The organism is Flavobacterium circumlabens, assembly GCF_004345565.1.
Lineage (GTDB): Bacteria > Bacteroidota > Bacteroidia > Flavobacteriales > Flavobacteriaceae > Flavobacterium > Flavobacterium circumlabens.
Genome location: NZ_SLWA01000009.1, coordinates 103,420 through 129,871, shown reverse-complemented (window position 1 = coordinate 129,871; position 26,452 = coordinate 103,420). Strand labels below are relative to the sequence as shown.

21 protein-coding genes are annotated in these 26,452 nt (G+C 37.0%); 8 read left to right on the top strand and 13 right to left on the bottom strand.

What is annotated here, in order from left to right; genetic code table 11:
- Positions 1 to 38 precede the first annotated feature (38 nt).
- Positions 39 to 956, bottom strand: coding sequence for a chromate resistance protein ChrB domain-containing protein (locus EV142_RS19565; RefSeq protein ID WP_238698771.1), 918 nt, complete (start codon positions 954 to 956; stop codon positions 39 to 41).
- A 218-nt stretch (positions 957 to 1,174) separates the two neighbouring features.
- Between EV142_RS19565 and EV142_RS19560 the strand changes: the two genes are divergently transcribed.
- The 4 genes from EV142_RS19560 to EV142_RS19545 all read left to right on the top strand — a co-directional run bounded on the left by EV142_RS19560 (position 1,175) and on the right by EV142_RS19545 (position 7,885).
- Positions 1,175 to 1,867, top strand: coding sequence for a response regulator transcription factor (locus EV142_RS19560; protein ID WP_132037534.1), 693 nt, complete (start codon positions 1,175 to 1,177; stop codon positions 1,865 to 1,867).
- Positions 1,857 to 3,224, top strand: a complete 1,368-nt coding sequence (locus tag EV142_RS19555; RefSeq protein WP_132037533.1) for a HAMP domain-containing sensor histidine kinase — start codon at positions 1,857 to 1,859, stop codon at positions 3,222 to 3,224. The genes EV142_RS19560 and EV142_RS19555 overlap by 11 nt, the downstream gene beginning before the upstream one ends.
- A gap of 546 nt (positions 3,225 to 3,770) precedes the next feature.
- Entirely contained in the window at positions 3,771 to 6,986 is a 3,216-nt protein-coding gene (locus EV142_RS19550; protein WP_132037532.1) for a TonB-dependent receptor, read from the top strand.
- Positions 6,987 to 7,204: 218 nt separating this feature from the next.
- Positions 7,205 to 7,885: a metal-dependent hydrolase gene (locus EV142_RS19545; protein ID WP_132037531.1), complete on the top strand. Its 681-nt coding sequence runs from the start codon at positions 7,205 to 7,207 to the stop codon at positions 7,883 to 7,885.
- A 535-nt stretch (positions 7,886 to 8,420) separates the two neighbouring features.
- Here EV142_RS19545 and EV142_RS19540 read toward each other — a convergent pair.
- The 4 genes from EV142_RS19540 to EV142_RS19525 form a co-directional block, all read right to left on the bottom strand.
- Positions 8,421 to 9,311, bottom strand: coding sequence for an alpha/beta fold hydrolase (locus EV142_RS19540; RefSeq protein ID WP_132037530.1), 891 nt, complete (start codon positions 9,309 to 9,311; stop codon positions 8,421 to 8,423).
- Between the two features lie 98 nt (positions 9,312 to 9,409).
- Positions 9,410 to 10,876 (bottom strand): catalase, encoded by a 1,467-nt coding sequence (locus tag EV142_RS19535; protein ID WP_132037529.1) that lies wholly within the window; start codon positions 10,874 to 10,876, stop codon positions 9,410 to 9,412.
- A gap of 234 nt (positions 10,877 to 11,110) precedes the next feature.
- The gene (locus tag EV142_RS19530; RefSeq protein WP_132037528.1) at positions 11,111 to 11,311 is read right to left on the bottom strand and encodes a hypothetical protein; all 201 of its coding nucleotides are present in this window, start codon (positions 11,309 to 11,311) and stop codon (positions 11,111 to 11,113) included.
- 111 nt (positions 11,312 to 11,422) lie between these two features.
- Positions 11,423 to 13,882 (bottom strand): sensor histidine kinase, encoded by a 2,460-nt coding sequence (locus EV142_RS19525; RefSeq protein ID WP_132037527.1) that lies wholly within the window; start codon positions 13,880 to 13,882, stop codon positions 11,423 to 11,425.
- 209 nt (positions 13,883 to 14,091) lie between these two features.
- On the opposite strand from EV142_RS19525, the gene EV142_RS19520 reads away from it, so the two are divergent.
- Positions 14,092 to 16,068, top strand: coding sequence for a sigma 54-interacting response regulator (locus tag EV142_RS19520; protein ID WP_158286350.1), 1,977 nt, complete (start codon positions 14,092 to 14,094; stop codon positions 16,066 to 16,068).
- On the opposite strand, the gene EV142_RS19515 is transcribed toward EV142_RS19520, so the two are convergent.
- The gene (locus EV142_RS19515; RefSeq protein ID WP_132037525.1) at positions 16,061 to 16,849 is read right to left on the bottom strand and encodes an alpha/beta fold hydrolase; all 789 of its coding nucleotides are present in this window, start codon (positions 16,847 to 16,849) and stop codon (positions 16,061 to 16,063) included. The genes EV142_RS19520 and EV142_RS19515 overlap by 8 nt on opposite strands.
- 21 nt (positions 16,850 to 16,870) lie before the next feature.
- On the opposite strand from EV142_RS19515, the gene EV142_RS19510 reads away from it, so the two are divergent.
- Positions 16,871 to 17,104: a hypothetical protein gene (locus EV142_RS19510; RefSeq protein ID WP_132037524.1), complete on the top strand. Its 234-nt coding sequence runs from the start codon at positions 16,871 to 16,873 to the stop codon at positions 17,102 to 17,104.
- Between the two features lie 161 nt (positions 17,105 to 17,265).
- On the opposite strand, the gene EV142_RS24545 is transcribed toward EV142_RS19510, so the two are convergent.
- The 4 genes from EV142_RS24545 to EV142_RS19495 form a co-directional block, all read right to left on the bottom strand.
- The gene (locus EV142_RS24545; RefSeq protein WP_202978513.1) at positions 17,266 to 17,613 is read right to left on the bottom strand and encodes a cysteine hydrolase family protein; all 348 of its coding nucleotides are present in this window, start codon (positions 17,611 to 17,613) and stop codon (positions 17,266 to 17,268) included.
- Positions 17,591 to 17,881, bottom strand: a complete 291-nt coding sequence (locus EV142_RS24540) for an isochorismatase family protein (RefSeq protein WP_202978514.1) — start codon at positions 17,879 to 17,881, stop codon at positions 17,591 to 17,593. The genes EV142_RS24545 and EV142_RS24540 overlap by 23 nt, the downstream gene beginning before the upstream one ends.
- Before the next feature lie 68 nt (positions 17,882 to 17,949).
- Entirely contained in the window at positions 17,950 to 18,771 is an 822-nt protein-coding gene (locus EV142_RS19500) for an alpha/beta fold hydrolase (protein ID WP_132037523.1), read from the bottom strand.
- Positions 18,772 to 18,893: 122 nt separating this feature from the next.
- A complete protein-coding gene (locus tag EV142_RS19495) occupies positions 18,894 to 19,664 on the bottom strand; it encodes an alpha/beta hydrolase (protein ID WP_132037522.1) in 771 nt (256 codons plus the stop codon).
- A 511-nt stretch (positions 19,665 to 20,175) separates the two neighbouring features.
- Here EV142_RS19495 and msrA point away from each other — a divergent pair.
- Entirely contained in the window at positions 20,176 to 20,667 is a 492-nt protein-coding gene (gene msrA, locus EV142_RS19490; protein WP_132037521.1) for a peptide-methionine (S)-S-oxide reductase MsrA, read from the top strand.
- 154 nt (positions 20,668 to 20,821) lie between these two features.
- Entirely contained in the window at positions 20,822 to 21,313 is a 492-nt protein-coding gene (locus EV142_RS19485; RefSeq protein WP_132037520.1) for a DUF6790 family protein, read from the top strand.
- A 33-nt stretch (positions 21,314 to 21,346) separates the two neighbouring features.
- Here the strand turns inward: EV142_RS19485 and EV142_RS19480 are convergent, their stop codons facing one another.
- The 3 genes from EV142_RS19480 to EV142_RS19470 all read right to left on the bottom strand — a co-directional run bounded on the left by EV142_RS19480 (position 21,347) and on the right by EV142_RS19470 (position 26,392).
- Positions 21,347 to 24,520, bottom strand: coding sequence for a PAS domain-containing sensor histidine kinase (locus EV142_RS19480; RefSeq protein ID WP_132037519.1), 3,174 nt, complete (start codon positions 24,518 to 24,520; stop codon positions 21,347 to 21,349).
- A gap of 380 nt (positions 24,521 to 24,900) precedes the next feature.
- On the bottom strand, positions 24,901 to 25,803 hold the full coding sequence (locus EV142_RS19475) for a cyclase family protein (protein ID WP_132037518.1): 903 nt from the start codon (positions 25,801 to 25,803) through the stop codon (positions 24,901 to 24,903).
- Positions 25,804 to 25,825: 22 nt separating this feature from the next.
- Positions 25,826 to 26,392, bottom strand: a complete 567-nt coding sequence (locus EV142_RS19470; RefSeq protein ID WP_132037517.1) for a cysteine hydrolase family protein — start codon at positions 26,390 to 26,392, stop codon at positions 25,826 to 25,828.
- Between the last annotated feature and the right edge of the window lie 60 nt (positions 26,393 to 26,452).

Sequence of the window (26,452 nt, the reverse complement as noted above, 5' to 3'; positions counted from 1 at the left end):
AACAAAAGTAGAAGCCTAAGATTACTAAAAATAGAATCCTATTTACCTTTTGTATCTGGATTACTTTTTTGAATTTTTCTTCTGTAGGAAGACGGGTTTTTTCCGGTGTGCAGTTTAAAAATTCTCGTAAAATGACTTTGATCTGAAAAGCCTGTCATATAGGCTATTTCGGTTAATGTATAAGTCGAATTTTCAATCAGGCTAATGGCTTTTTCTATGCGAAGTTTTCGAACATAATCGCCAAAATTTAAATCTTCAAAGTACTTGGAAAATTCCCTTGACAGATATGATGGATTTAAATCCAGTTCATTTGAAATTTTCTTCAGATCAAAAGAAAACTGAGTGTCAATCTGATCCTGAATAATTTCTTTTAAGTCTTTAACCCACGAAGGGGTTTTGTTTGCAGGTTTTTTATCTTTTAAGAATTTATTATAGACCTCATGCAGCAAATTTTCAAAAGGGCTGTTTTGTAAATGATTCTGCTGGTATAAATGGGTAGCCCAGCTGTACAACGCGTCATAGAGAATCATGCCCGTTTCCAATAATTTAGAATCATCAGTAATATTATAGGAAAGTCCCGCCGAAATAGCCCAAAGTCCTGCCGATTCCCGGGAAATATCATGTCTGTCTGTGTCTGCTCCGCGAACAATTCCGGCTATTATTGCAATAGCAGGATCATCGATCTGATGTTTTTTTACAATATAGTCAAAGGTAGTTTCGCCATCGTAATGCGTATATTCCACATTTGGAATATCAAAAGGTATTGCATTTAATTCGGCAGCTTTATCTCCCACAGCAGCATAGGGAACATAAATAAATTCGGCCTCGCTGTCGACAAATTTGCTAATAAGCCATGGACATGCAATTCGATCTATTTTTGGCCTTTCTCTTGTAATCCATTTCATTGGAAATAATATATTGGAATTTTGCTTTTCAAATATAGCGCTAATCTCCATTTATTTAGGTTTCAAACTATAATTTCCGTATTCCTGTAAACTTTAATCGCACTGCTATAAAAGCCATTCTTTTAAATGAAAAACTTTTTTTACAGCACTGTCAGGACTTTTCTTATTACTTTTGTTTTCAAATTTGACCGTCTGTTTTTATAACCTTTCTGATAGAAGATGATTAAGGATAAATTTTATAGTAGTAAACACTCCAATTCTATTCACTTATGAATAAAGTATTATTAGTGGAAGACGATCCGAGAGTCGCATCTTTTATTACAAGAGGACTTGAAGAACATCTTTATGAAGTCAAGACGATCACAAAAGGTTTTGAAGCCATAAAAGAGGTTATGGAGAACGAGTACAATCTTATTATTCTCGACATCATGCTTCCGGACATTACAGGATTTGAGGTTTGTGAAGTTTTAAGAAGCAGAAAAATAATTGTTCCGATACTTATTCTAAGCGCACTCGATACGCCGCAGGAAAAAGTAAAAGGTTTACAGGCGGGAGCCGATGATTATCTGGCCAAGCCTTTTTTGTTTGAGGAATTGCTGGCACGGATAAATGCGCAGCTTCAGCGTGCGGAATTTAGCAGCGGAATTCTGGATTTTCAGTCATATGCCGGAGTCGAAATTAACATGAAAGAACAAAGTGCTTCCAGAGACGGAAAAGAATTAAATCTTTCGTCAAGAGAACTCAAGCTTCTGATCTTTTTTATGAAAAACCGCGAGAAAGCCTTATCCCCAATTGAGATTGCACAAGCAGTTTGGAATATTGATTTTGACACTACATCAAACACCGTAGATGTTTACATTAACTATTTGCGAAACAAAATAGACAAGAACTTCCCCACTCCGCTCATTCATACCATTAAAGGAACAGGATATATGCTCAAACAAAAGAGTTATGAATCTTAAGAATAAGTTAGCGGTTAATTCTACTTTGCTGTTTGCTTTTATAGCCGGGCTTCTTATGGCTGGGTCTTTTCTGCTGTTCAGAAGTCATATGAAAGATCTGTACTTTGATAATCTGGAAGATCATGCCATGACAACCGCACTTTTTTATTTTGAAAAAGATGAGATCAAAGAAATTAGCAGTGAACGTTACCGTCAGATTGAACTTCAGTACAACAGAATCAATAACGAATCGATACGGGTTTATGACGCCAAAACCAAAAACCTTTTTGTACAGGATAATATTGACATCCCTTTAAGTGACCACTATTTAAATGCGATCACAAAAAACAAAATCCTAACCTTTACAATTAACCACAGACAATTTGTTGGACTATTTTATAAGGACAATCAGGGCGACTTTATCATTGTGGTTTCAGGAATCGATCGCACCGGTAACCGACAACTGGAGATGCTTGGTCTTATGTTTATTTTGTTTTACCTGGCGGGAATTCCTTTAAATTATCTTTTAGGAACGTTTTTAGCCAGACAGACTTTCCGTCCTTTTACAGACGTTATTGCGAAAGTAAATACGATAACAACCGAAAACCTGCATTCGAGATTAGAAGTACCGCAAACCAGCGACAAAGACGAAATCAAGGAATTAGTTACTACTTTTAATTATCTGTTAGAAAGATTAGAAAGCGGAATCATGATTCAGAATAACTTTTTGAAAAATGCGTCTCACGAATTAAAAACGCCGCTCACTATTATTATTGGAGACCTTGATGTCTCGTTGCAGCAACCCAGAACAAACGAACAATACGAAGAAATATTAAAATCACTTCGAAAAGATACTTTACATCTCAAAGCAACTCTCGAAGGACTTTTGGTTTTATCCGGACTGGAGCTTTCAGAACCGCAACAAATGGAAACGGTCAGAATAGACGAAATATTATGGAATGTTCTCGAAAAGAAAGCGATTGAATATCCGGAAGCTAAAGTTTCGGTAGACCTGAACGCGATTGCAGAGCATGAAGATTTACTTTCTGTTTACGCCAATAAACACATGCTTTTTATTGCGTTGTATAATATTTTAGACAATGCCATAAAATTTTCATTTCCGGAACAAGTGGCCGTTGCTGCTCTTTCGAAAGAAGGTAAACTGGTCATCAAAATTACAGATCAGGGACCCGGAATCTCAGAAAATGATCAGCAATCTATTTTCAACCTCTTTTTCAGAAGCGATCATACACGTCATATTCAGGGACAGGGATTGGGTCTCTTTATCACCACGCAAATTCTCAAACTTCACGATATTCAGTTAATCGTAGATTCTGAACTCGGAAAAGGAACTTCCTTCTCTCTAATATTTCCTTAGAGAATAAACGTATTGAATATTTACTAAAAGCTATGTTTTTAAATAATAGCCACAGATCAAAAGGATTAAACAGATTAAAAAATAAAGCTTTCAGAATCTGTGGAAAAAATATTTAAGTAGTCTCCGGCTTTAGCTGGAGGTTAAAAACGGAAAAGAAAGAGGCTTTAGCCAAACTGATCATTAGGCTAAAGCCTTTCTATCCTACTTTATTTTCCATCCAACTAAAGTTGGAGACTATTCATCATACAGCAAAGAATTCCATTTTCTGAATTGTAACGTGAATATTAAGGTTATCTGTTTTTGCAATCGGTAACAATGGCTTAACATTCTAATCTTTTTTTAATCTACTTTAAATACAACTCTAATCTACTTATTTTTAGAATTTTACACAAGTGATTGGTTTTAAAGAGTTAAATAAATTGCATATAAATAACACGTTCCTAATTTTAAGATAACACTAAATTGTTTTATGATTTTAAGTTAACAAAAGCGTTAAATGGGATCGAAACAAAGGCAGTTTCTTTGTCAAATAAAAACTAAAATAACATGACAAAACTAAAACTCTTTTTTTCGGCTTTAATGCTTCTTGTTATGGGGAACATTTTTGCTCAAATTACAACCTCGTCCTTATCTGCAAAAGTTAATGATGGTACAAGCGTTCTTACTGATGCCGAGGTTACATTAACACATTTACCTACCAACTCCGTTTACAGAGCTGTAACAGATAAACAAGGTAGGTTTAGTTTCGAAAATTTAAATGCCGGCGGACCTTACGAACTGGAAATTAAAAGTAAGGATACCAAAGATTACTCCAACGCACAAATATTTTTAGCCCTTGGTGATAATGATTTACCAACAATCGTAGTTGCGAAAGCAGACAATAATGTATTGGAAGAAGTTGTGATTACCAGTTCTAAACCTTCTTCTAAAAATAACGGAACCAATATTAACGAAAAGCAGGTAAATGGTCTTCCGTTAATCAACAGAGGGATTCAGGATGTTACCAAACTGGTTCCGCAAAGTTCCAACAACTCTTTCGCAGGAACCAATTTCAGATACAATAACGTAACCATTGACGGTTCAATAAACAATGATGCTATTGGATTTAGTCCGTCTTTAGGTGGGCAATCCGGAACTTCAGGTATGCCGGGAAGCAGCACACGTTCCAATTCGATAAGTTTGGATGCGATACAGGATATTCAGGTTTATATTGCTCCTTACGATATTAAATTAGGAAACTTTTTAGGAGGAAGCGTCAATGCCGTAACCCGCAGCGGTACCAATACAGTGAGCGGCTCTATTTACAGTTATGGCCGAAGTGCAGCCATTACAGGCCCGAATAACGCTGGTGACGGTTCTAAGATGCCCAATTCTTTTGGTGATTACCAAGTGGGTTTCCGATTGGGTTTGCCAATTATAAAAGACAAATTATTCTTCTTTACCAATATGGAATATGCAGAGCGAACTGATCCGTTATTTTACAATGCAGGACAGACCAATTCTGCCGGAAAACTTACTTCATTGGTAGATAACGCTACAGCAGAACAAATTTCGAATTTCGTTAAAACAAATTACGGATTTGACCCGGGAAGTTATGGTGCCTACAACAACTTTGCAAAAAGCCAGAAATTCTTCAATAAATTAGACTGGAAAATTAATGACAAACATTCCCTATCGTTAAGAAACAATACTGTTATCTCTGAAACGTCAAACTTAGAGCGTGATGCAGCAAATTTCAGGTTTTCAAGTATGGATTTTACGCAGAAAAACCAATCCATCAGTACCGTTTTAGAATTAAAAAGCCATTTCAACAGCCAATGGTCGAACTCCTTTATTGCCAGTTATTCAGCCATTAAAGATTATCGTGATCCAAAATCAGGCAATATTATGTTTCCCCAGACAGAAATTGGATATAACGGAGGTACTATTTTCTTAGGAAACGACCGTGAAGCCACTGTTTTTAATATGAAACAAAATACGGCTGAAATCACAGACAACCTAACTTACAAAACCGGAAACCATACTTTGTTGTTTGGTACGCACAATGAGTTCTACGACATCAATTACGGATTCGTAAATGCCCTAAACGGAAGAGTTTCATATAAATCCCTGGCAGATTTCTACAATAAATTACCTTCTCGTGTCCGTGGAACGTATCCGTTTGACGGTTCTACCAGAGATGAAATTTTTAATGACCCGTATGCTAAATTCAAAGTAAACCTTTATAGTTTTTATGTACAGGATGAAATCAGAATTGGTAACAAATTAAAAGTTACTCCGGGTGTGAGAGTAGATTACACCGATTTGCCTACAAAACCAAATCTGAGTGCACAAGTGCAAAACTCTCCTGCCGATCCTAATTATGGTACAACGTACAGTTATACGCCATTGAACCAGATTAAAAACAACTTTTTCAGTACTGCTTTAGTTTCTCCAAGAATAGGATTTACGTATAATGTAGACGAAGACAAAACACTTGTTGTAAGAGGCGGATCAGGCGTATTTACAGGGAGAATTCCATTTGCCTGGTTAGGATATGCCTATTACAATGATGGCGTAGGTTACGGAAGTTACGACAAAAACAACCTTACTGCAGCACAGGTTTCAGCAGCGGGAGATCCTTTGGCAAACAATGGATTAAACGGATATCACGATGCAACTCCAAAAGTACAGGCGGATTTGGTAGACAATAAATTTAAAATGCCAGCCGTTTTAAGAAACTCCCTGGCTATCGATAAAATCATCGACGGATATAAATTTACAACTGAAGGTATTTACACCAAAGTAATTCGTGATCTTGAATTTCAACAGGTAAATAAGACAGATAACCCTACTTATTTCTCTTATGACACGAATCATCAGATGCCAATTTATGCGGCTAACATCAATCCTGCTTTTTCAAATGCTTACCTTCTTTCCAATACGAATAAAGGATACAGATACAGCATTACGGAAATGGTTTCTAAAACATATGATTTTGGTTTAAATTTCATGGTCGCTTATACGTACGGAAATTCGCGTGATGTTACCAACGGAATTCGTAACTCTATGGAAAGTAACTTCCAGATGAACCAATCCTTAACCCCTAATGATCCGCAACTGGCAACTTCTAACTTTAACATCAAACACAGAATCGTTTCTAATGTTGGATATGCGGTAAAAGTGGCTGATAACAATACTTTGTCTGCCAATGTATATTTTAATGCACAATCCGGAAATCCGTTTTCATGGGGATTTGTAAACTCAACCATTGCCGGAACAGGACAAGCAGCAGGATTGGCTTATATCTTTAAAGATGCAACAGAAGCCGCTAAATATATCGGAGTAAGTCCAACCGGAGTTCCATCAGCTACAGCAGCACAACAAGTAGCAGATTACGAAGCTTTCGTTAATGGAAATGATTATTTGAAAAACAGAAGAGGAAATTTCACAGAAAGAAATGGCGATACTACTCCATGGAACATCCAGGCTGATTTGAAATTAATGGATGAAATCAAAGTTGCTAAAGTAGGTACTTTCCAGATTTCATTTAGTATGGCCAATATTGGAAACCTTATCAATAAAGATTGGGGAAGAAGTTATTTCGTTCCAAACACTTATAATTCAACAGCCAACTTAGGTTTAACAAAATCAGGAAACTTAGGCGGAGTTGCTACCGGCGACCCAACTTATACTTTCCAGAAACCGAGTTCATCACCTTACACTGTAGATCAATTAGCCTCAAGATTCCAAGGACAATTTGGAGTTAGGTATTCGTTCTAGAGATTGTGTTTTTATTTTATTTTTTAATTGTCACCCGGTTTCAAACCTTATGAAACTGGGTGACTTTTTTATAGCTAATTCCACGATTGAAATAAAAAATCCACCTATTAAATGTTTTTTTTCCATTGAGCTATCTGCAAGTCAATGTAGCGGCACATTACTTGAATACTATTTTTTGTCAATTATTTCTAATTATAAATTTACTAATCTTATTTATTATGAAAGTAACGTACTACGGTCATTCTTGTTTTTCTGTATATGCCAATGGAAAACATATTCTTTTTGATCCTTTTATAACCCCCAATGAACTTGCCAGAGATGTGGATGTAGATGCCATAAAAGCAGATTACATTTTTATTTCCCATGCGCATTATGATCATATTCTGGATGTGGAGCGTATTGCCAAAAATACCGGAGCGAAAGTGCTTGGGAATTTTGAAATCTACAACTGGCTTTTAAAAAATGGGATCGAAAATGCACATCCCATCAATCCCGGCGGTAAATATGATTTTGATTTTGGAACTGTAAAATGTGTTACAGCACAGCATTCAAGCAGCTTCATGGATGGCTCTTACGGTGGTATCGCCAGCGGTTTTGTTCTGACCACTATTGACGGTAATTTTTACTACAGCGGAGATACTGCCCTGACTCTCGACATGCAGCTGATACCAAAATTTACTTCCCTTGATTTTGCTGTTTTCCCAATCGGAGACGGACTTACAATGGGTATAGAAGAGGCGGTTGAAGCATCAAAACTGGTGGGGGTCACTAAAATATTAGGCGTTCACTATGATACGTTTGGCTTTATCGTAATGGATCATCAGAAAGCATATGACGGATTTAAAAATGCCGGACTGGAACTTTATCTCCCGGAAATTGACAGTACAATACTGCTTTAATCAGCGTATTTTAACCGGGTCTGCTTTCTATATTTCGTAAAAACATATTTTTTTAGCGACATTTAAGAAAAAATATCAAGGCACTATGAATCCTTAGGCGATTCGGGAATAAATATTAAAAAAATCGATACCTGAACCAGTTGGAAAGATCAGAATCAGGTTAACATGAAATACCTCTCCAAATTCGTAATAAACGAAACGGAGAGGTTTTCCTTTTTAGACTATTTCTTTTTTTCCTCTTCCAATCTTATTTTATTTTCACAGCTGAGCTTATAACGTTCAGAAACATTCTGCTTCAGGGAAAAAGAAACTATAATTGTTAAAATCAAAACAATCAGTATCAGCACAGCAAGTATCGCTGCAATTGTGAAATAAAAATTACAAGCCTCTATGCTCTGAGAGTTTACATCCATATCTATACAATAGTGCTGCCGTCAAAAAACATCGCAGCATATTCAGTAAATTTAATTTCATGCAGTACTATCTTGTTTCAAATGAATCGGTAATTTCAAACAAACCTTCTTCTGTTGCTTCTTTATTGCGCCAGAAAAGTTTTTATATATCCGGCAGTCAATATGGGTTCCTGATGCTGCGGGGCGTGGCCAGCGTGAGGAAGTATAATAATATGTACGGTAGGAAGCTCCCGAAGCAGCGGAAACCAGTTTTCTACGGCGGCGCTAATATCGTTGTCTCCTGATATTACCAAAATTGGAACAGCCGTTTCTTTAAGTTTGTCTCTGAGTCCTTCCTTGTCTTCCGCAGCTGCTCCACCTGCCTGAAAATAAAGCTGAAAAACATCCATAGTAGAAGGAATTTTAGATACGTCAAGCCTTTTGCGGATTCTTTCATAAGAAATTTCAGCAGCCGCTATTGATTTCCGGGACTTTGGTTCATAAAAAAGAATAATTTCATCCTCAAAATCATTCAATGGCTTTACCGCAGCCTGAAGGAAAGCGGGTTCTATATCTACTGTTCTTTCCCCCACCGGCACTGATCCGATAATTACAGCGTGTGTGATAAGTTCCGGATATTCAAGTGTTGCCGCCTGAGCAATCAGTCCTCCCCAGGACCATCCAAGTACAGCTGTTTTCTCCAGTTTTAAATAAGCAGCCAAATCCTTTATGTCTTTTGCTACAGAGACCGCATCAGTCGGCAGAGTTCCCGTCGAGTAGCCGATTCCCGAATAATCGAAGGTGATAACCCGAAAATTCTCGGAAAGTGTATCTAAAAATAATGGATCCCAGGTATCAAGAGTACCTCTGAAACGATTGCTTAAAATTAGGGGTGCTCCGTTTCCAATGGAACGGTATGCCAGTTTTCTTCCGGCCAATTCTGCATATTGAGTTTCACTGCCATGCGCCGTATCCTGTGCGTTTTTACCTGTTATTGTGGTCAGGATTACTACATTTGAAGTCTTTGTTTTCATACTATAAATTTTAATTTTTGGATTATAAATTCATTTTCTTATTAATTTAAATCAGCCTTTTCGATAATTACTTTCGCTACAAATGTGACTGATAAAGATCACTTCTCTTCAGACCAGGTTAGATTACCTATGTCAATACCTAAAGCTTTTGCAACACCTCGCCCATAATCCGGATCGGCTTTATAACAATTTTGAATGTGCCGTACCTGAATAAATTCCTCTGCGCTGCCAACTGCTCTGGCTGTATTTGAAAAAAGCAGTTCTTTCTTATCAGGTGTCAGTAGCCTGAAAAGATTACCCGGCTGAGAAAAATAATCATTGTCTTCCCGATGGTCCCACTGCCATGCATCATCAAATAAAGCCTGAGGTGGTTCCTTGTACTCGGGCTGCTGCTGCCATTCTCCAAAACTGTTTGGCTCATAACCTTTGGCAGCTCCATAATTCCCGTCCACACGCATGGCTCCATCCCTGTGAAAGGCGTGATAAGGACATTTTGCAGCATTGACGGGAATCTGTGAATTGTTGACACCTAAACGGTAACGCTGGGCATCTCCATAAGAAAAAAGGCGGCCCTGAAGCATTTTGTCGGGAGAAAATCCGATGCCGGGAACAATATTGGCGGGGTTAAAAGCAGCCTGCTCTACTTCTGCAAAGTAATTTTCCGGATTTCTGTTCAGTACAAATTTTCCGGTCTCGATAAGAGGGAACTCCCCATGTGGCCATACTTTTGTCAGATCAAAAGGATTTTGGGAATAATTGTAAGCCTGCTCTTCACTCATAATCTGAATATAGAACTTCCACTCCGGCAGATTTCCTTTTTCAATATTTTCAAACAGATCCCTCTGATGACTTTCCCTGTCATCGCCTATAATCGCTGCTGCCTCAGCATCGGAAATATTTTCTATACCCTGCTGTGTTCTGAAATGAAATTTAACCCAGAATCTTTCCTTCTGTGCATTTATAAAACTATAGGTATGACTACCGAATCCATGCATATTTCTATAGGATTTAGGAATGCCCCTGTCGGTCATGTTAATTGTAATCTGATGCAGTGCTTCGGGAAGCAGCGTCCAGTAATCCCAGTTATTATCTGCGCTTCGCAGGTTAGTTTTGGGGTCGCGTTTCACCGCATGATTCAGATCCGGGAATTTTAAGGGATCCCTGAGGAAAAATACGGGAGTATTATTGCCTACAAGATCCCAGTTCCCCTGCTGCGTATAAAACTTAAGTGCAAAACCGCGAATGTCACGCTCCGCATCGGCCGCACCGCGTTCTCCGGCAACAGTCGAAAATCTTACAAACATCGGAGTAGTTTTTCCAATTTCTGAAAATAGATCGGCTTTAGTAAAACGTGTTATATCCTGTGTAACAATAAATTCCCCATATGCGCCTGATCCCTTTGCATGCATGCGCCTCTCCGGTATTACTTCTCTGTCAAAGTGAGCCATTTTTTCCAAAAACCAGACGTCCTGAAGCAGTGCCGGTCCCCTTTTGCCTGCTGTCTGAATGTTTTGATTATCCGCAACCGGCGTTCCCGTAGAAGTAGTCAATTTGTTATTTTCCATAATTGTATTTATTTTGGTTTAGTATTAGAATTCTGATCTTTAATAAAGCTTTGAAATAACGTTATACCAGGGCAGCATATTAATTACATTTAGATCGGATCGATCCACTGTACATAAAATCTATCCGGTTAAGAAGATATTTTAATCCGTTGCTTCTTATCAAACAATTCAAATACCAAAAACCAAACAACTGATTAACAGTGGTTTTCTGTTTTTTCATACTGCTTTTTTGTTTTATATTTCGCGAGCCTCGCAGGTAGATTTGCGAAATATGATGAAAACATTGGCTGTACATTGTAAATTCAGATTCTTCAGCAATACGATCGCCAGCAAAGGGAATTCCGGAGCTTTAAACAAAAAGATAAACGAGGAAGTCGTATTATTAAAAACACAAATCCATGAATAAATCTGGTCCGGAACCGGCTTCTTATTCATGGATTTGATTTATATGATGTTTAGGAACATCATTGAAAGTGTAAATGAGATATTCATAAATTGATTATACTTCAGCGAAACTCCTGAACTATCTGTTTTTTTTAAAGTCTATTAAATGTCAAAATTATGATCTGGTTTCTTCAGGTACTTTTTATCGAGAGGGTGCTCCGGTTTAAACTCAAGTTTTAAGATAGTCCCATTGTTGTTTTCCATGATAAATTTCCCCTCTAAATCCTCACTCAGACCTTTTATTAAACTCATACCAAAAGAGTCTGTTTTACTATTGCTTAAAGTAGTATCAATTCCGATTCCGTTATCTGAAATAGTCAGCAGATAGTAATCTGCTTCTGTTTTTTCCAGTAGTACACGAACTAATCCGATGCTGTTATCCGGAAAAGCATATTTAATTGAATTGGTAATGGCTTCATTCAGGATAAGACCAATCGGAATTGCCTGTGCGACATCTAACTCCAGTGGTTCAACTGTAATTTCAAAGCGGATTCGCTGTCCGGTAGAAAAAGAATCTTTTAAATATTCAACCAAATCTTTGATATAGTTAGACATATGAATGGTTGCAATATTGTCTGACTTATATAGTTTTTGATGAATTAATGACATCGAATGTATTCTGTGCTGGCTGTTTTTGATTGCAGACAAAGCCATATCATTATTTAAATAAGCCGCTTGTGAACTTAAAAGGCTTATTACGGTTTGCAAATTATTTTTTACCCGATGATGAACTTCCTTCAACAGCCATTCTTTTTCATCCAGTAAATGTCTCAAATTAATGTTCTTTTGGTTAATTTCTCTTTCCTTGATCTCCAGTTTGCTGTGATTTCGTTGTTTTAAGCGATAACGGTTATACAACAATCCAATTATGATCAGCAAAAGAATTAAACTTCCAATGGAAACATTATTTAAAAGTTTAGATTTTTGCAATTCGCTTTCCCGTAATTTTGATTGATTATTTAAAAATTTAATTTCCTGTTCTTTATTTTTAGTTTCATAGGCAATTTTCAGTTCATCAATCTGCTTGTTTCTGGAAACTCCATGAATGGAATCGTTTATTCTTTTATAATCCTGAAAATGAGCTAAAGCTCCTTTGAAATTTCCGTTGATGGAATCTGTTTTATACAGTAACATTTGAAAAACATCTGAATTGGAAGTTTTACTGCTGACATTACCAAGTGCCAAAACTTTATCTGTGTAAGGCTGCGCTTTTTGCGGTCTGTTTGTGTTAATGTAAAATAAGGCCATCATAGTATATTGATGGGCGATTTCTCTGGATGTTTCCGGCCCGTGGAGCTGCTGGGCATAATAGTCCATTTCCTTAAAATATTTTTCAGCCTGAACATTATTCTTTAATGCCTCGTAACAATTTGCCCTGATAAAGGCAACCGACATTTTATCGAAAGTACTTTTCGGAGGGTATTTTGCTGTCATGGAATTAATATAAGCAATGGCTTCTTTATTCTTTCCTTTTAGCGATAAAGCGGCAACAGCACTAAAAAAACTTTTATACCAGGTGCCGGTATCCAGATCGTTACGTCCGATTTCAATACTTTTTTTGTATAATTCCAATGCTTCCTCATTATGGCCGTATATATTATAAACGTCGCCGAGGCGCATGTAAAAAATATCTGCAAAAGTATAATCCTTCTCCGTTTCCATTCTTTTCACGCTTTTTAGCGCATAGTACAAAGCGTCTTTTATGTTGTGCTGGTGCAATTCGACATAGACGATTGTTGTTTCTGTAAATTGCTGGTGTCTGAAACCAATTTTACGCAAATCAATTAAACTTTGATACAGTCTCTTTTTTGCTTCCTGCATTCTTCCTGACCAAAAATAAATGGTCGTAATCTTGCTGTAATTCTCAATTCTTTTTTCTTCTAATCCTAAAGATGCATAAAGTGAAATTACTTCCAGCAGGATTTTTTCTTTTTCAGGGTCTAAATTAGATAATGCATCTCCCTGCGCTTCTAAACCCTGAGCTAAACCTAGTTTATCATTACTTTTGCGACATTCGTTTATAACCTGTAAAAAACATTTTTTACTTTCAGACTGATTATTTGCCTGATAATAATATTTACCAAGCAGCAACAGACTTTGATGCTGCCATTTTACAACTTTTAATTTATTACTCTCTGCAAATGCCTGATCCATATAAAGCTTTGCCTTTTGAAGATCGTCTGGTTTTACACCCGGTTTAAAAAGGTAAAAGCTCCCTAGTTGAAGTAATATTTTAATTTTTTCCAGACCTGTTGATTTAGCAATCAGCTTTTGTATCCCTTTACTATTTCCTTTCTCCATTAAATCACTTCCAATTAATGATTCCTCATTAAAACCTTCATCATACGCCAGCCTTAAAGGCAATTTATAAGCTGTAGCGGCTAAAACAACTGAACTGTCTACATCTATGGCACCCTGATTAGAATTATACAAATAAGTTGAACAAAACTGAAGTAGTAATCTTTTTTTAGGGAGATCATATCTGGCAATTGCAGGCGATACCTGAGCTAATGCTGAGCAAGTTATTAATAAGATGCAATAGAAATACAGATTTTTTTTCATAATTAACTACAAATCAGGTTTTTGAAATTGGTTTTAGTTAAAAACAAATATAAAAATAAACCAGAAGCATGTTTGAAAAATATCAGGAAAATTCACATTAAATATGATTTTTTTTTATTAAAATTCAGAGAAAACAATAATATTAATGGGGATAATTAACTATTTTTATGGTAATAAATCATAAGTTTATAAACTCAATAATATTATATATGGGAACGTTGTCTGATGAAAACCCACAATCTGAAAACCTGGTAAAAAAAAGCATCCTTATTGTTGAAGACCAATTTGTTGAAGCACATGATCTGCAGCTAATTGTAGAAAAAGCAAATTATGAAGTGCTCGGCATTGCGCGTTCTGTAGATCAGGCTCTGGAAAAACTCCGGACTCAGACACCTGATCTGGTATTTCTTGATATTATGCTTAAAGGGGACAAAAACGGAATAGATCTGGCTCATATATTAAAGAATAGAAATATTGCGTTTATATTTATTTCAGCGAATTCAAGTAAATTAATTTTAAATGAAGCCAAAATAACATGTCCCTACGGGTTTATCATTAAACCCTTTAGAGAACAGGATATTCTGACTACTCTTGAAATTGCTTTTTACAGGCAAACCTATAGTCTGGAATCTCAACTGATGCATCAGTTTCAACTTAAAAATAATATAAGTGAATTACTAAATTCAAATCTGAATCCCGAAGACGGTTTGATCTCCTTTGCACAAATAATTCAGACTTTTATCTCTTTCGATTATCTGGAAGCCGGATTTAATGCTGCAGACCAGTATTCTAATATTGGTATTGTGCGCAAAAACATAGAGGAATATCAAACTATTACAGTATCAAAACTTTCTAAAATAGCTGAAATTTCAATTAAGGAATTAGATGAAACTTATAAAAAATCCCAGATCGACATACTTCCTGCTATTTACAGCCAGGAATCATTAATCAATAATTTTCAGACATCCCCTATAAAAGGAATAATAGCCCATAATTTCGGTATCAGATCGTACCTGGTTTTCCCTTTTAGCGCAGGAGATTCCCAGCAGTTTTGCTTCACTTTCTACAGCAGAAACTTTAATACTTATTCTGATGAAAATTTGCTTCTTTTAAAGCAATTACAAAGCACACTTTCCGGGCTGATAACTCATCTTTTTTTAGATAAAAAAGCAATCGAGCCAACAACAATAAAAACTGCTCCTCCAAAAAAAGAACAAGCAGAAAGTACAAAATCAGGTTTTGAAGGAATAATTGGAAATAGTTCCCAGATGGCAACGGTTTTTAACTATATCAAAAAAGTGGCACCGTCGCAGACTTCTGTTTTGATACTGGGTGAAAGTGGCACCGGAAAAGAAAAAATTGCCCAAAGTATTCATGCATTATCACCACGAAAAGAAAAACCTTTAATTATTGTAAACTGCGGTGCAATACCCGAAAATCTGGCTGAGTCTATACTTTTTGGTCATGAAAAAGGGGCTTTTACCGGAGCACTGGAAAAACGCATAGGAAAGTTTGAATTAGCTGATGGCGGTACCCTGTTTCTGGATGAAATTGGAGAAATGCCAATGACACTTCAAGTTAAATTATTACGTGTTTTGCAGGAAAAAGACATAGAACGTGTTGGTGGACTTGTACCGCTGAAAATTGATGTCCGAATTATAGCAGCAACCAATAAGGATCTTGAACATGAGGTTGCAGCCGGGCGTTTCAGAATGGATTTGTATTACAGACTTTATGTTTTTCCAATTTTAGTACCATCCCTTAGAACCAGAAAAGAAGATATCCCTGAACTGGCAGATCATTTTATAAAAATGTACAGTGAGAATATGAGTATAAAACCTCCATTACTTTCTAATATAGCCTTACAACAGCTAATCAATTATAATTGGCCGGGCAATATTAGAGAACTCGAACATATTATACAACGTACGATTTTGCTTAATGAAGAAAGCACCATTAAAACAATTGAATTTTCACCTTCATCAGCCTTTAAACCAGAACAGAATGCGGAATCATTCTCTATTAAAACGATCTTAGACAATGAACGTGATTATATTCTTTATATTCTTAAAAAATGTAATGGAAAAGTTTCCGGAGCTGGCGGGGCGGCAGAAATTCTAAATATTAATCCTTCAACCTTAACTTCAAGAATTAAAAAACTTCAAATCAATAAAGAAGTCAGCTAAAGATTTTTTTTAGCCATTGGGAACTATGCTGAGCCGTTTCTTCCCATTGGCAATCAAGTATCACAAAATGGCTTTTATTCCGGACTTCTCTATAACAGGTTAGCGAATGGAAGTTTTTGTACTTTCTGAAGTTCCAGTACACTAGTTTTGAAGAAATGATTTTGTCTTCTGAAGCCGAAATAAAGAAAAGAGGAACATGTTTTCTTTTAAAGTTTATAGTTGTATTTTCTAAAAATAAATCCCTAAAGGCTCTTTTTGATTCGGGAATCAGGAATTTCTCATAAGTAGTTTTCTGTTTTTCAGCTGAATTGGTATTGAAGTAAACATGCTGCCATTTCTTAAAGGATAAAAAAAATGTCTTTTTATCAGAAAAAAGACTGTAGGAAAACCTAAAAATATTTTTATAAAAAGAACATTTTGAAACGGTACAACCTGCAGGCGGAAATGAGTTGATACAGATTCCTGCCGAAGCTAAATCCTGTTGAATTAATAACTGCACTATAAGCCCGCCGTAGGAATGTCCGATCAAAATTGGTTTTTCAGGAAGTATTTCAATTATTTCCTTGTAATAACACAAAAGCTCAGATAAGCGGATTGCTCCTGTTTTAGAGTTTAAATTTTGTTTTCTGAGATTTTCGGCAGTATCATTTTTATGAAGCCACGGTGGTGCTACTGCTTTATACCCTTTACTTTCGAAAAAAACAATCCATTGCTCCCAATAATGATGACTCACAAATGCTCCTGAAATAAATACAATCGTTTTAGTATTGGATCGATACATAAAAGCTTTTTTAAGTTAATTATGAAACATTTCAGCTCCGGACACTATTGGTTAATCTGGCCTGCCGTGATTGAAATTTTGCTCAGTGGTCAGGATAAAAAAAAATATTCAGGGTTGCGGCAGTCCCTGCAATTATTTTATAAAAAAGTAAGTCCTGAAAAGAGCTGGATTCCTGTTCTGGAAGAAATTAACAAACCGGAAAAAGCATATTTAAAAAAAGACATTCAGAAATTTCTAAATAAAATAAATCTCTGAACATCTTATTTTTTTCGACCCAAAACAAAGCTGTTTTTTAAAAAGCTGCTAAACACTCTCCCTAAACCAATCTCTAACTCATAACCTCTGTCTCCTCCATAATTTCTGTTGCTACAGTAATCAGGGCTGTTGTGCTGCTTCCTGAGATGATTTCCATTATTTCAGGATTGAGGACTGTTTATAAATTCTTCAGTGGTCAACATTGCATGTCCATAGTTTGGAAAAGTAATTTCGACAGTAACCCGGATTTCTTCCCAGTTAAAGGCTGCTATTCCGTCTTTAATCAGCGTCACATGATAACCGAGTTCGACGCCATATCTTGCAGTAGAATCAATACAGGTATTCGCTCTCATTCCTGCGATTATAATATGGTCAATGTTATGTGCTCTTAATAAAAAATCCAAATCGGTATTGGCAAAGCCACTGCCGGTCCAATGATTTTGAGCGATTAAATCACCTGGCTGTGGTTGAATTTCAGGATGAAATTCAACCACAGCTATTTTTTTCAAATAAAACTATATTCTTACTGCCCTGATGTGAAGGTGCCAGAAATTTCCAATTTAAATAATCCTCTTTCGTTGTGTGATGGTGCGGCGCATAAATTACCTGTATTTTACGCTCTCGCGCTCCTTCGATTAATTTTTTAAGATTTTGAACCAGAGAAATACCTTCCACAGTTTCTTTTGTGACGGAATATAGCTTTCCCCCTTCAGACAGAAAGTCATTGAAAGGGTCAATTATGATCAGGGCTGTTTTTGAATATATACTTGCATCCATTTTGTATTTTTTTTATTTATATAATTTAACCGCTAAAAAAATAATACAGAAAATCCGGAATAAACATTTCAGGATTTAATAAAAGCTAAAATATCTGAATTAACAGTTTCAGCATCTGTTGTCGGCATTCCGTGACAAAGTCCCGGATAAGTGATCAATTTCCCGTTTTTTACCAGTTTAATAGCTCTTAACGCAGTAACATTATAAGGAACTATCTGATCGTCCTCGCCATGTAATATAAGTACAGGGAAATCAACACTTTTTAGGTCTTCAGTAAAATCTGTTTCAGAGAATGCTTTTATGCAGTCATAATGTGCCTTAATACCGCCCATCATTCCCTGGCGCCACCAATTATCCTGAATTCCTTTTTTGATAGCTGCCCCTTCCCTGTTATAGCCATAAAACGGAAAAGTGATATCCTGATAAAATTGTTGCCTGTTATTGGCGGTATTAAAACGGATATCATCAAATACCGCAATTGGCACACCTTCCGGATTGTTTTCATCATGAACCATATATGGTGTTACTGCGCTTATAAGAATTACCTTTGAAACGCGGTTTTTACCATATTTTGCAGCATATCGAATTGCTTCACCACCACCGGTGGAATGCCCAATATGTATCGCGTCCTTTAAGTCCAGAAATGTGGTAAGCTCCGCTACATCAGCGGCGTAAGTATCCATTTCATTACCGGTATCCGTTTGCGTAGATCTTCCATGTCCTCTCCTGTCATGTGCAATAACTCTAAAGCCCTGATCCAGGAAAAAAAGCAGCTGCGCATCCCAATCATCTGCTGACAATGGCCAGCCATGATGAAAAAAAAGAGGTGTTCCTGTTCCCCAATCTTTATAATAAATTTCTGTTCCGTCTTTTACTGTAATTTTAGCCATTTTACTTTCTTTTAAATTGTTACTAATAATTTGAATTCATTTTAGTTCATTTATCATTTTAAACCAGATATTTTCATGAACCAATCTGAAAGGTGTCCTACAACCGACAGCTTTTTTACTTTTTATAATTTCTCGTACCAGTCTGTTATATAATCTGCTACTATTTCCCAACCCGTCTCTCCACAGATAAAATGACTTTTACCCTGAAAAATCTTCAAATCAACACGGCTGTTGCTGTCTTTATACTTTTTTGCCAGTTTTGTAGTAAGAGAAGCCGGAAAAATAGCATCACTGCCTCCCCCAATAAATAAAATAGGGTTGTGTGCTTTACCAAAATCAATATTAGAAAAAGAGTTCAGTACCAGTTCACGATTCACCTTATAACTTTCAGGGACTGCAATACTGTCAAAAGTACGCGCTCTTTCACTTTCGGGCAATGTGTTAAAAAAACATTTGTCATACCAGTCACGGCTCCCCATAAAATACTTTGTAGCCGAAAAAAAACCAAATGCAGGCAACACTGCCTTTAATGTTGAGAAAGGAGGAAAAACATTCTTTGGAGGAGCACCATCAATACTTACTGCAGCGGCTGCTTTGCCCAGTTCCAGTAGTTTCATTGCTGCCATTCCTGCCATTGAATGCCCGATAATTAATGGCTTTTCCGGAAGACTGTCTACAAGCCTTACAATGTTGTTCACCACGTCTGTAAAACCTGTTTTAATAAGATCGGGATGAACCTGTTTTCTCAAATCAGAGGGATTACCTCCATGACCCGGATTAGCCGGTGTATAGACCTTATAGCCTTTTTGTTCATAACGTTCTTTCCACTTTGCCCAGGTGGTGTCGTTTACAAAATTCCCGTGTATGAGAATAATGGATTTCGATTTTGTCATAAGATTTATTATTTAAATTAGTAATAGCGCTTTACAGATACAGCTCAGTTAAACTCAGCAGATTAAATGATAGGGATTCAATTTTACTTCAGGCTTTTAAAATAAAAGAGTCCCTGACTTGATGTCCGTTTTTGTAATTGAATCCCATAGGCCAATACCGAAAACAATAACTATACTAAAGTAATAAACTATTAAATATCAACTAAATAGATATTATATTAATTTTCTTATTGACTATATTTCGCAAATTAATGCCAGTGTCGTGAAATATAAAAAATTATAATATTGATGAATAAGCGGCCAACAGTATTAAATTTGCAGGATTATCAGACTATTTAAAAACAGAATGAAAAATGAGTCAGGCTTACTTTTTTTCTTTAGGTGCTTTCGACCATTTTGGCTTTCTGTTTTCCCAATTTAATTTCGGTATTAATTACCCTAATTTAGATATACTCTTTATCTTTGGTTTTACTTATAAAGAAAAATAATTACAATCATTTAAATAGCAATTATGGAAAATTTAAAAAAAGCATATATAGCAGGGGGCTGCTTCTGGGGAATGGAAGACCTGTTTCGCGTACGTCCCGGAGTAAAAGACACTCAGGTAGGCTACATTGGCGGAAGCAACGACAACCCTACTTACCCTAACCATCCCGGACATGCAGAAGGAATAGAAATTACGTACGATCCCAATGAAACATCGTATCGTAAACTTCTGGATTATTTTTTCAGGATGCATGACCCTTCGACTGTCGATCAGCAGGGTAATGACAGGGGATCCAGTTACAGATCGGCTCTATTTATTCAGGACGAACAGGAGGAAGAAACGGCCAGGGAGATCATTAAAATTGTCGATGATGCTGCACGCTGGCCGGGTAAAGTGGTCACCACACTCGAACCTTACACAAAATTCTGGCCTGCGGAAGAATATCATCAGGATTACCTTCTAAAGAATCCTAACGGTTATACCTGCCATTTTGAAAGGTTTGGTACTTTCCTGTAAAGCGCAATTATTCAGGCTTCCCTAAAAGCCTTTTTATTTGTGCCACTCATTTTATAATATAATGAATACCGCACTTTTGAGAAGGTTTCAGGTAAGCTGCCATTCGAAATACCAGTGCACCCTAAACTTATAGTTGGATTAAAGAGAAAAAACAATGACCACAAATAAAGAAGAAAACAAGCCCAATTTATTTTACATGAGTAGTGTAACGGTTTTAACTTTTGTTATTCCCGTAGTCGGTTTTTTATCAGACCATTTCTGGAACAGCCACGCTTTAACTTTTGAACTTTTTAGTAAATGGTTTATTTTTTCAGCAGTCGGGCTTCGTTTATTTTTGGCTGGAATCAAACAAGTAAAAAATCCAGAATTTACGGCAAAAGTCATTTTTGAACTGGAGAGTACTGAAAGTTTTCCGATTCTTCGGGAATTAGGTTTTGCAAATATTTGTTTCGGTCTTGTGGGTATTGTGTCCCTGTACAAACCTGAATGGAGAATTGTAAGTGCTTTTGCAAGCGGAATTTATTATGGAATTGCAGGTCTTCAGCACGCAATAAAAAAGACTTCCAACACCAATGAAAAAGTTGCTTTGGTTACCGATCTTACCATCTTCGTAATCCTTTTCATCTACTTTGTAAGATTCGTATAATAAAGACAGAACAATAAAAATGCAGCTGACACGTTAAACTTCGGAATTTATCGGCAATATAATTGTAAATACAGCACCTTCACCAAATTGGCTCTCAGCAGTTATATCACCTCCGTGATTTTGAACGATCTTTTTACACATTGCGAGTCCTATACCGGTTCCTTCATAATCGGATTTGCTGTGCAGACGCTGGAAGATATTAAAAATACGTTCAAAGTATTCAGCTTCGAAACCTATTCCATTATCCGTTATCTGAATTTTGCAAAATTCAGCATTTGAATGAGTAGTATGGATTTTATCAATGTCATGCGGCTCCAGTGGTAAAGCTTTTATTGAAATGATCGGATCCCTGTCTTTTTTAGTGAATTTTAAAGCGTTGCCAATCAGATTTCTAAACAACTGTGCCATTTGCATCGGATTTGCCTGTATAACCGGCAGGTCTTCTAAATAAATTTTAGCCTTTTTCTGCTCAATCAGCAGGTCATAATCCATTATAAGATTTTGAACAATTTCGTTGAGATTGACTTCCTTGAACTGTTCTTCAGATTTGGCAAGCTGTGAATAATTGAGAACATCACTGATCAGGCTTCGCATTCGCATAGACGAATTCAGAATTTTGCTCATATAATTCTTTGCATTTGGAGCTGCGTGCTCACCGAGACTTGTTTCAAGCAAATTAGAAAACGTAATAATTTTTCGCAGCGGTTCCTGAAGATCATGTGAAGCAATATAGGCAAACTGAGCCAGCTCTTCATTAGACTGAACCAGGCGCAGATTGGATTTTTCGAGATTTTCGTTTGTTTTTCCTAATTCATCAGCCGTTGCTGCGAGTTCCTCTGTACGTATCAGAACCTGCTGTTCCAGTGCCGTTTGCAATTCATGCTGTATGGTCACATCCTGTGCGGTACCATGCATCCGAATTGGGTTTCCTGCCAAATCAAATACCGTTTTTCCCTGAGCGTGCAGGATTCTCTTATGACCCGTTATGGGATGAATTACCTTATATACTTCATCATAAATACCTCCTGATTCAGGTTTAAGCGCCCAGGCCACTGCCTTTGCTACTCTTTCCTGGTCTTCGTCTTCCAGTATAGGGATCACTTTATTATAATCCTGATCCTTAGGATCATATCCAAACCATTCTATAAGACGATCGGAGTAAGTAAGTCCGTTTGTGGCTACATCGATACTCCAGGTACCCAGCTGTGCTAATTCAACAGCACCTCTTAAACGCGCTTCTGCCTCCAACTCTTTTTGCCTGGCATATACCTGATCTGTTACTTCCACGGCAATGCAGATCATACCATAGGCCGCACCATTGTCATCCATCAGCGCTTTATAGGTATAATCATAATATCCCGAATGCGGAATTCCATCTTTAATAAGGTCAATGCGCTGGGCAGATACCTGGTACGTTTCTCCGGTGGCTAAGATCTCATTGTATTTTTCAAACAAATCAGTCTTTCTCAATTCAGGAATAGTTTCCAGTATCGGTTTTCCTATTATGGAAGCATCACGTCCGAAAATTTCGAGCATCTTTTCATTAGCTTCCCTCAATATCATATTTTTTCCAACATAGACCAAATTAGCTACGGGAGAGTTATAGAATATTTTACGTATAAATTCCTGATTTTCCTCCAGAAGCAGTTTTGCTTTAACCTGAGAGGTTACATCTACAACCACATCTAAAATAGCATATATACTGCCATTGGAATCAAATAAGGGTTTGTAGGTGAAATCTAAGTACGACGTTTTGAGCTTACCGTCGATCATAATATCGGCCCTGGCTCCTTTTTGCTCGTACTGCTTTCCGGTTTTGTAAACCTTTTTTAATATTTCAGGAAAAGGCTGGTTTTTCACCTCAGGAAAAACGTCTATCATGTTTTTGCCAATTACTTCAGGACCTCTGCCCCACTGATCCATAATAATTTTGTTGGCAATTTCAATGCGCATGTCCGGCCCGACATATAAACAGGTACCTACAGGCGCCTCTTCAATCAAGGAACGAAAACGTTTTTCGCTCTCTTCAATCTTCTTTCTGGATAAGAGCATTTCGGTTACATCAACTGCCATATGAAGTACAGCAGAATTCCCTGAAGGTTCCTGAATACAGTCATAAGAAAAATTAAAATAACGTCGCTCGAGTCTGCCGTTAATTACTAAATCAACGGGCTGATCATCTCCTCTAAAAGAAATTCCCGTTTTTTGAACCTCAATAACGGTTTGCAGTGCCTGCTGGCCTGAAAGTTCCGGCAGTGTCTCAATCATTTTTTTCCCAATCACCTCATCGGCAGAACTTTTGTTCATAAACTGGAGCATTGGCTTATTAATGCTCTCGATGACAACATCTTCACCACGGGACAACAATATAGCCACAGGTGCCTGCTCAATCATATTTCGAAAGCGCGTTTCACTTTGTTGCAGTTTTTCCTCGGCCTGTTTTATATCGGTAATATCACGGGTTGTTCCTGCAACAGCTTCAACCTCTCCGCGCTCATTTAAGACCGGGACAAGGATATAGTCGTAAATACGGCTGCCCAGCTCAGCATGAGGAAAGGAAACGGTACCTCTGACTGTTTTTTTCACAGCAGCCACTTCATCAATTTCCCTTTCGTGCATCTGGGCATGCCACTCTTCATAACCGTTTTCTCTTAAGCCTCTTCCGATAGCCTCTTCCGCCGATTTGCCCCACATATTCAATAATGCTTTATTGGCATAAATAAAATTGTAACTGAGATCAAATACATAGACCAGATCGGGCGTGTTGTTTGTAATGGAATCGTACAGCCGTCTTTGTTTCTCTGCGGCCTCGAGTGCCCTGTTCAGGGCAATTTCTGTCTGTTTGCTCTGAGTAATATCATCTGTAGTTACCACCAGCAAATCTTCCTGCCTAACTGCAGTAAACCGAAACCAATGATTCATCCCTTCCCCCTCATACCACTGTTCAAAACGGGCCGTAATACCTGTTTCGGCAGTTTCAATAAATTTCTGCAGAATTCCCGTTTGTTTTACCGTTGGAAATAACTCGCTGTACAGCCTGCCTTTATAAGGTTTATCACCGATCCAATTCAAGGTATAAGCATTAAACAGCAGTACAGAGAAATCCTTTACCTTGTTATTATCATCGTAAACAGCCTGCATAACGGCAATACCGTTTGAGGCAGAGTCAAATACGGTCTGAAAGAGATCATTATTTATTAAATCCATAGGCGGGGTATAATATTATCCGACAGCAGACTGCTCTGCTGTTTATGTGATTATTAATAGTATTGAAATACTGCACATCATTGACACCGGTTTGTGATGCTTTTATTCCACATACAAACTTCCGGTGCTTCCCAGGTTAAGACTGGTACAGAAAAACTAAAGCAGTTGCTGAACCAAAATACATATCTAAATAAATAAAATAAATGCAGATATGCAACGAAATAAAAATAAAAGTCGCCGGTATGGGATTTAGTAATACATTCAGCAAACTGTTACATACTACTATAAGAAAAGACTTGTTGCAAAATTTGAAATTATAATGGAGTGTACAGCTAATGGAGTGCTGTCAATTTTCGATTTCAAGCTAAAAAAGCCCATTTCTAACGAAATGAGCTTTTAGATATTTTAGCCATTGCCCGAACCGGAAATGTTCCGACTCCTTTAAATTTGGGAGGAATCGCACTAAAAGTAAAATCTTCCTGAGGTAAAAGAGAGAGATTACAAAGATGTTCTACTATAAGTATTTCTGCCTGCAAAAGTGTGGTATGTACCGGTCTGCTTTTGCCTGCTGTATTATCGATATTATGAGAATCAATGCCAACCAGCTTTACATTGCAGTCTCTTAAATAGAGGGCAGCTCCTTCTGTGAGATAAGGATGGTTCTCATAATATTTTTCCGTATTCCAGTAACTATCCCATCCTGTATGAATCAAAACGGCTTTATTTCTAATTTCACGATTTTTCAAATGTGCTTCGGTAATTGCCCGTGTTTCTGAAAAAGGAATACGGATTACCACAGCATCAAGGTCTGTAAAACATTCCAAACCTATTTCCGACAGGTCTTTTCCATCTTCAAATCTATGAAACGGGCAGTCAATATAAGTTCCTGTATTGGTGACCATCTCAATTTTGCCTATTTGAAACTGAGTACCTTCCTCATAAAACTGTTTAGAATCTTCCCTGCTTAAATAGTCGCATACAATGGGTGCCGGCAAACCTTTATACGTTACAAGCCCGTGTTCGATCGTATGGCTTAAATCGATTAATAAATCAGGTTCCGTTTTGGTAGAAATCGGTTTTCTTTTGTGGGTTTCATCAAAAATTTCTTTATTCAGAATTTTGACTTCCCCTACCATAAGCAGTCGCAAATCGTTTACAATATAATCCGCAAGTTCCTGATCGGAAATGGTGTTGCCCTCAATATCCAGACGAAAGTCCTCACCTTTTATACTCCCGCCATTGGTGAAATATATTTCAAAGTCAAATTTTACTCTTTTATCCATATTTTCAGTTTTAAATGTTGGCTTAAACTAAATCAAATAATTTTTCGGTATCAATTACCTGCGAAAATTCATTGTGCAAACTTGCTAAAGAGATCTGATGAATTAATTCCGAATCGAACTTTTCTCCCTTTATTCCGATCCTGTCAAAAGTAGCCGTAGCATCTGAAATTACCCAATTGTCAAATCCTAAATTGCCGGCCATTCGTGCTGTCGTTGAAACGCAGTGGTTGGTTGTTAATCCTACAAGGACCAGTTTGTTAATTTTCCGGTGATCCAGTCGCTCTTTTAAATCAGTTCCTATAAAAGCACTGTTTACATTTTTTACAAGGATAGTTTCACCTTCAATTGGCTTTACTTCCTCCTTAATTTCAAATCCGGGATTTGATTCGTGTAATTTAGAGTCCGGGTGTACCGAACTGTGAACAATATGAAATACCGGGAGTTTAAGAGACCTCCATTTTTCAAGAATCTGTGCTATTTTTACTTCCGCATCCTTGTTATTTCTATTGCCGCCCCAATAATTTTCGTCATTAAAACCTTTTTGCACATCTATGATCATCAAAGCTGTATTGTGTTCTCTAAGTTTCATGTTTTTAGTGATTTAATTCGTTATACAAATGTATCCGCTAATTGAGTATGCAAACAAGGA

Bases quoted from the DNA above. Each gene is read 5' to 3' on its own strand.
- EV142_RS19565 (WP_238698771.1), bottom strand. From the start codon at position 956: ATGGAGATTAGCGCTATATTTGAAAAGCAAAATTCCAATATATTATTT.
- EV142_RS19560 (WP_132037534.1), top strand. From the start codon at position 1,175: ATGAATAAAGTATTATTAGTGGAAGACGATCCGAGAGTCGCATCTTTT.
- EV142_RS19555 (WP_132037533.1), top strand. From the start codon at position 1,857: ATGAATCTTAAGAATAAGTTAGCGGTTAATTCTACTTTGCTGTTTGCT.
- EV142_RS19550 (WP_132037532.1), top strand. From the start codon at position 3,771: ATGACAAAACTAAAACTCTTTTTTTCGGCTTTAATGCTTCTTGTTATG.
- EV142_RS19545 (WP_132037531.1), top strand. From the start codon at position 7,205: ATGAAAGTAACGTACTACGGTCATTCTTGTTTTTCTGTATATGCCAAT.
- EV142_RS19540 (WP_132037530.1), bottom strand. From the start codon at position 9,311: ATGAAAACAAAGACTTCAAATGTAGTAATCCTGACCACAATAACAGGT.
- EV142_RS19535 (WP_132037529.1), bottom strand. From the start codon at position 10,876: ATGGAAAATAACAAATTGACTACTTCTACGGGAACGCCGGTTGCGGAT.
- EV142_RS19530 (WP_132037528.1), bottom strand. From the start codon at position 11,311: ATGAATAAGAAGCCGGTTCCGGACCAGATTTATTCATGGATTTGTGTT.
- EV142_RS19525 (WP_132037527.1), bottom strand. From the start codon at position 13,882: ATGAAAAAAAATCTGTATTTCTATTGCATCTTATTAATAACTTGCTCA.
- EV142_RS19520 (WP_158286350.1), top strand. From the start codon at position 14,092: ATGGGAACGTTGTCTGATGAAAACCCACAATCTGAAAACCTGGTAAAA.
- EV142_RS19515 (WP_132037525.1), bottom strand. From the start codon at position 16,849: ATGTATCGATCCAATACTAAAACGATTGTATTTATTTCAGGAGCATTT.
- EV142_RS19510 (WP_132037524.1), top strand. From the start codon at position 16,871: ATGAAACATTTCAGCTCCGGACACTATTGGTTAATCTGGCCTGCCGTG.
- EV142_RS24540 (WP_202978514.1), bottom strand. From the start codon at position 17,881: ATGGATGCAAGTATATATTCAAAAACAGCCCTGATCATAATTGACCCT.
- EV142_RS19500 (WP_132037523.1), bottom strand. From the start codon at position 18,771: ATGGCTAAAATTACAGTAAAAGACGGAACAGAAATTTATTATAAAGAT.
- EV142_RS19495 (WP_132037522.1), bottom strand. From the start codon at position 19,664: ATGACAAAATCGAAATCCATTATTCTCATACACGGGAATTTTGTAAAC.
- msrA (WP_132037521.1), top strand. From the start codon at position 20,176: ATGGAAAATTTAAAAAAAGCATATATAGCAGGGGGCTGCTTCTGGGGA.
- EV142_RS19485 (WP_132037520.1), top strand. From the start codon at position 20,822: ATGACCACAAATAAAGAAGAAAACAAGCCCAATTTATTTTACATGAGT.
- EV142_RS19480 (WP_132037519.1), bottom strand. From the start codon at position 24,520: ATGGATTTAATAAATAATGATCTCTTTCAGACCGTATTTGACTCTGCC.
- EV142_RS19475 (WP_132037518.1), bottom strand. From the start codon at position 25,803: ATGGATAAAAGAGTAAAATTTGACTTTGAAATATATTTCACCAATGGC.
- EV142_RS19470 (WP_132037517.1), bottom strand. From the start codon at position 26,392: ATGAAACTTAGAGAACACAATACAGCTTTGATGATCATAGATGTGCAA.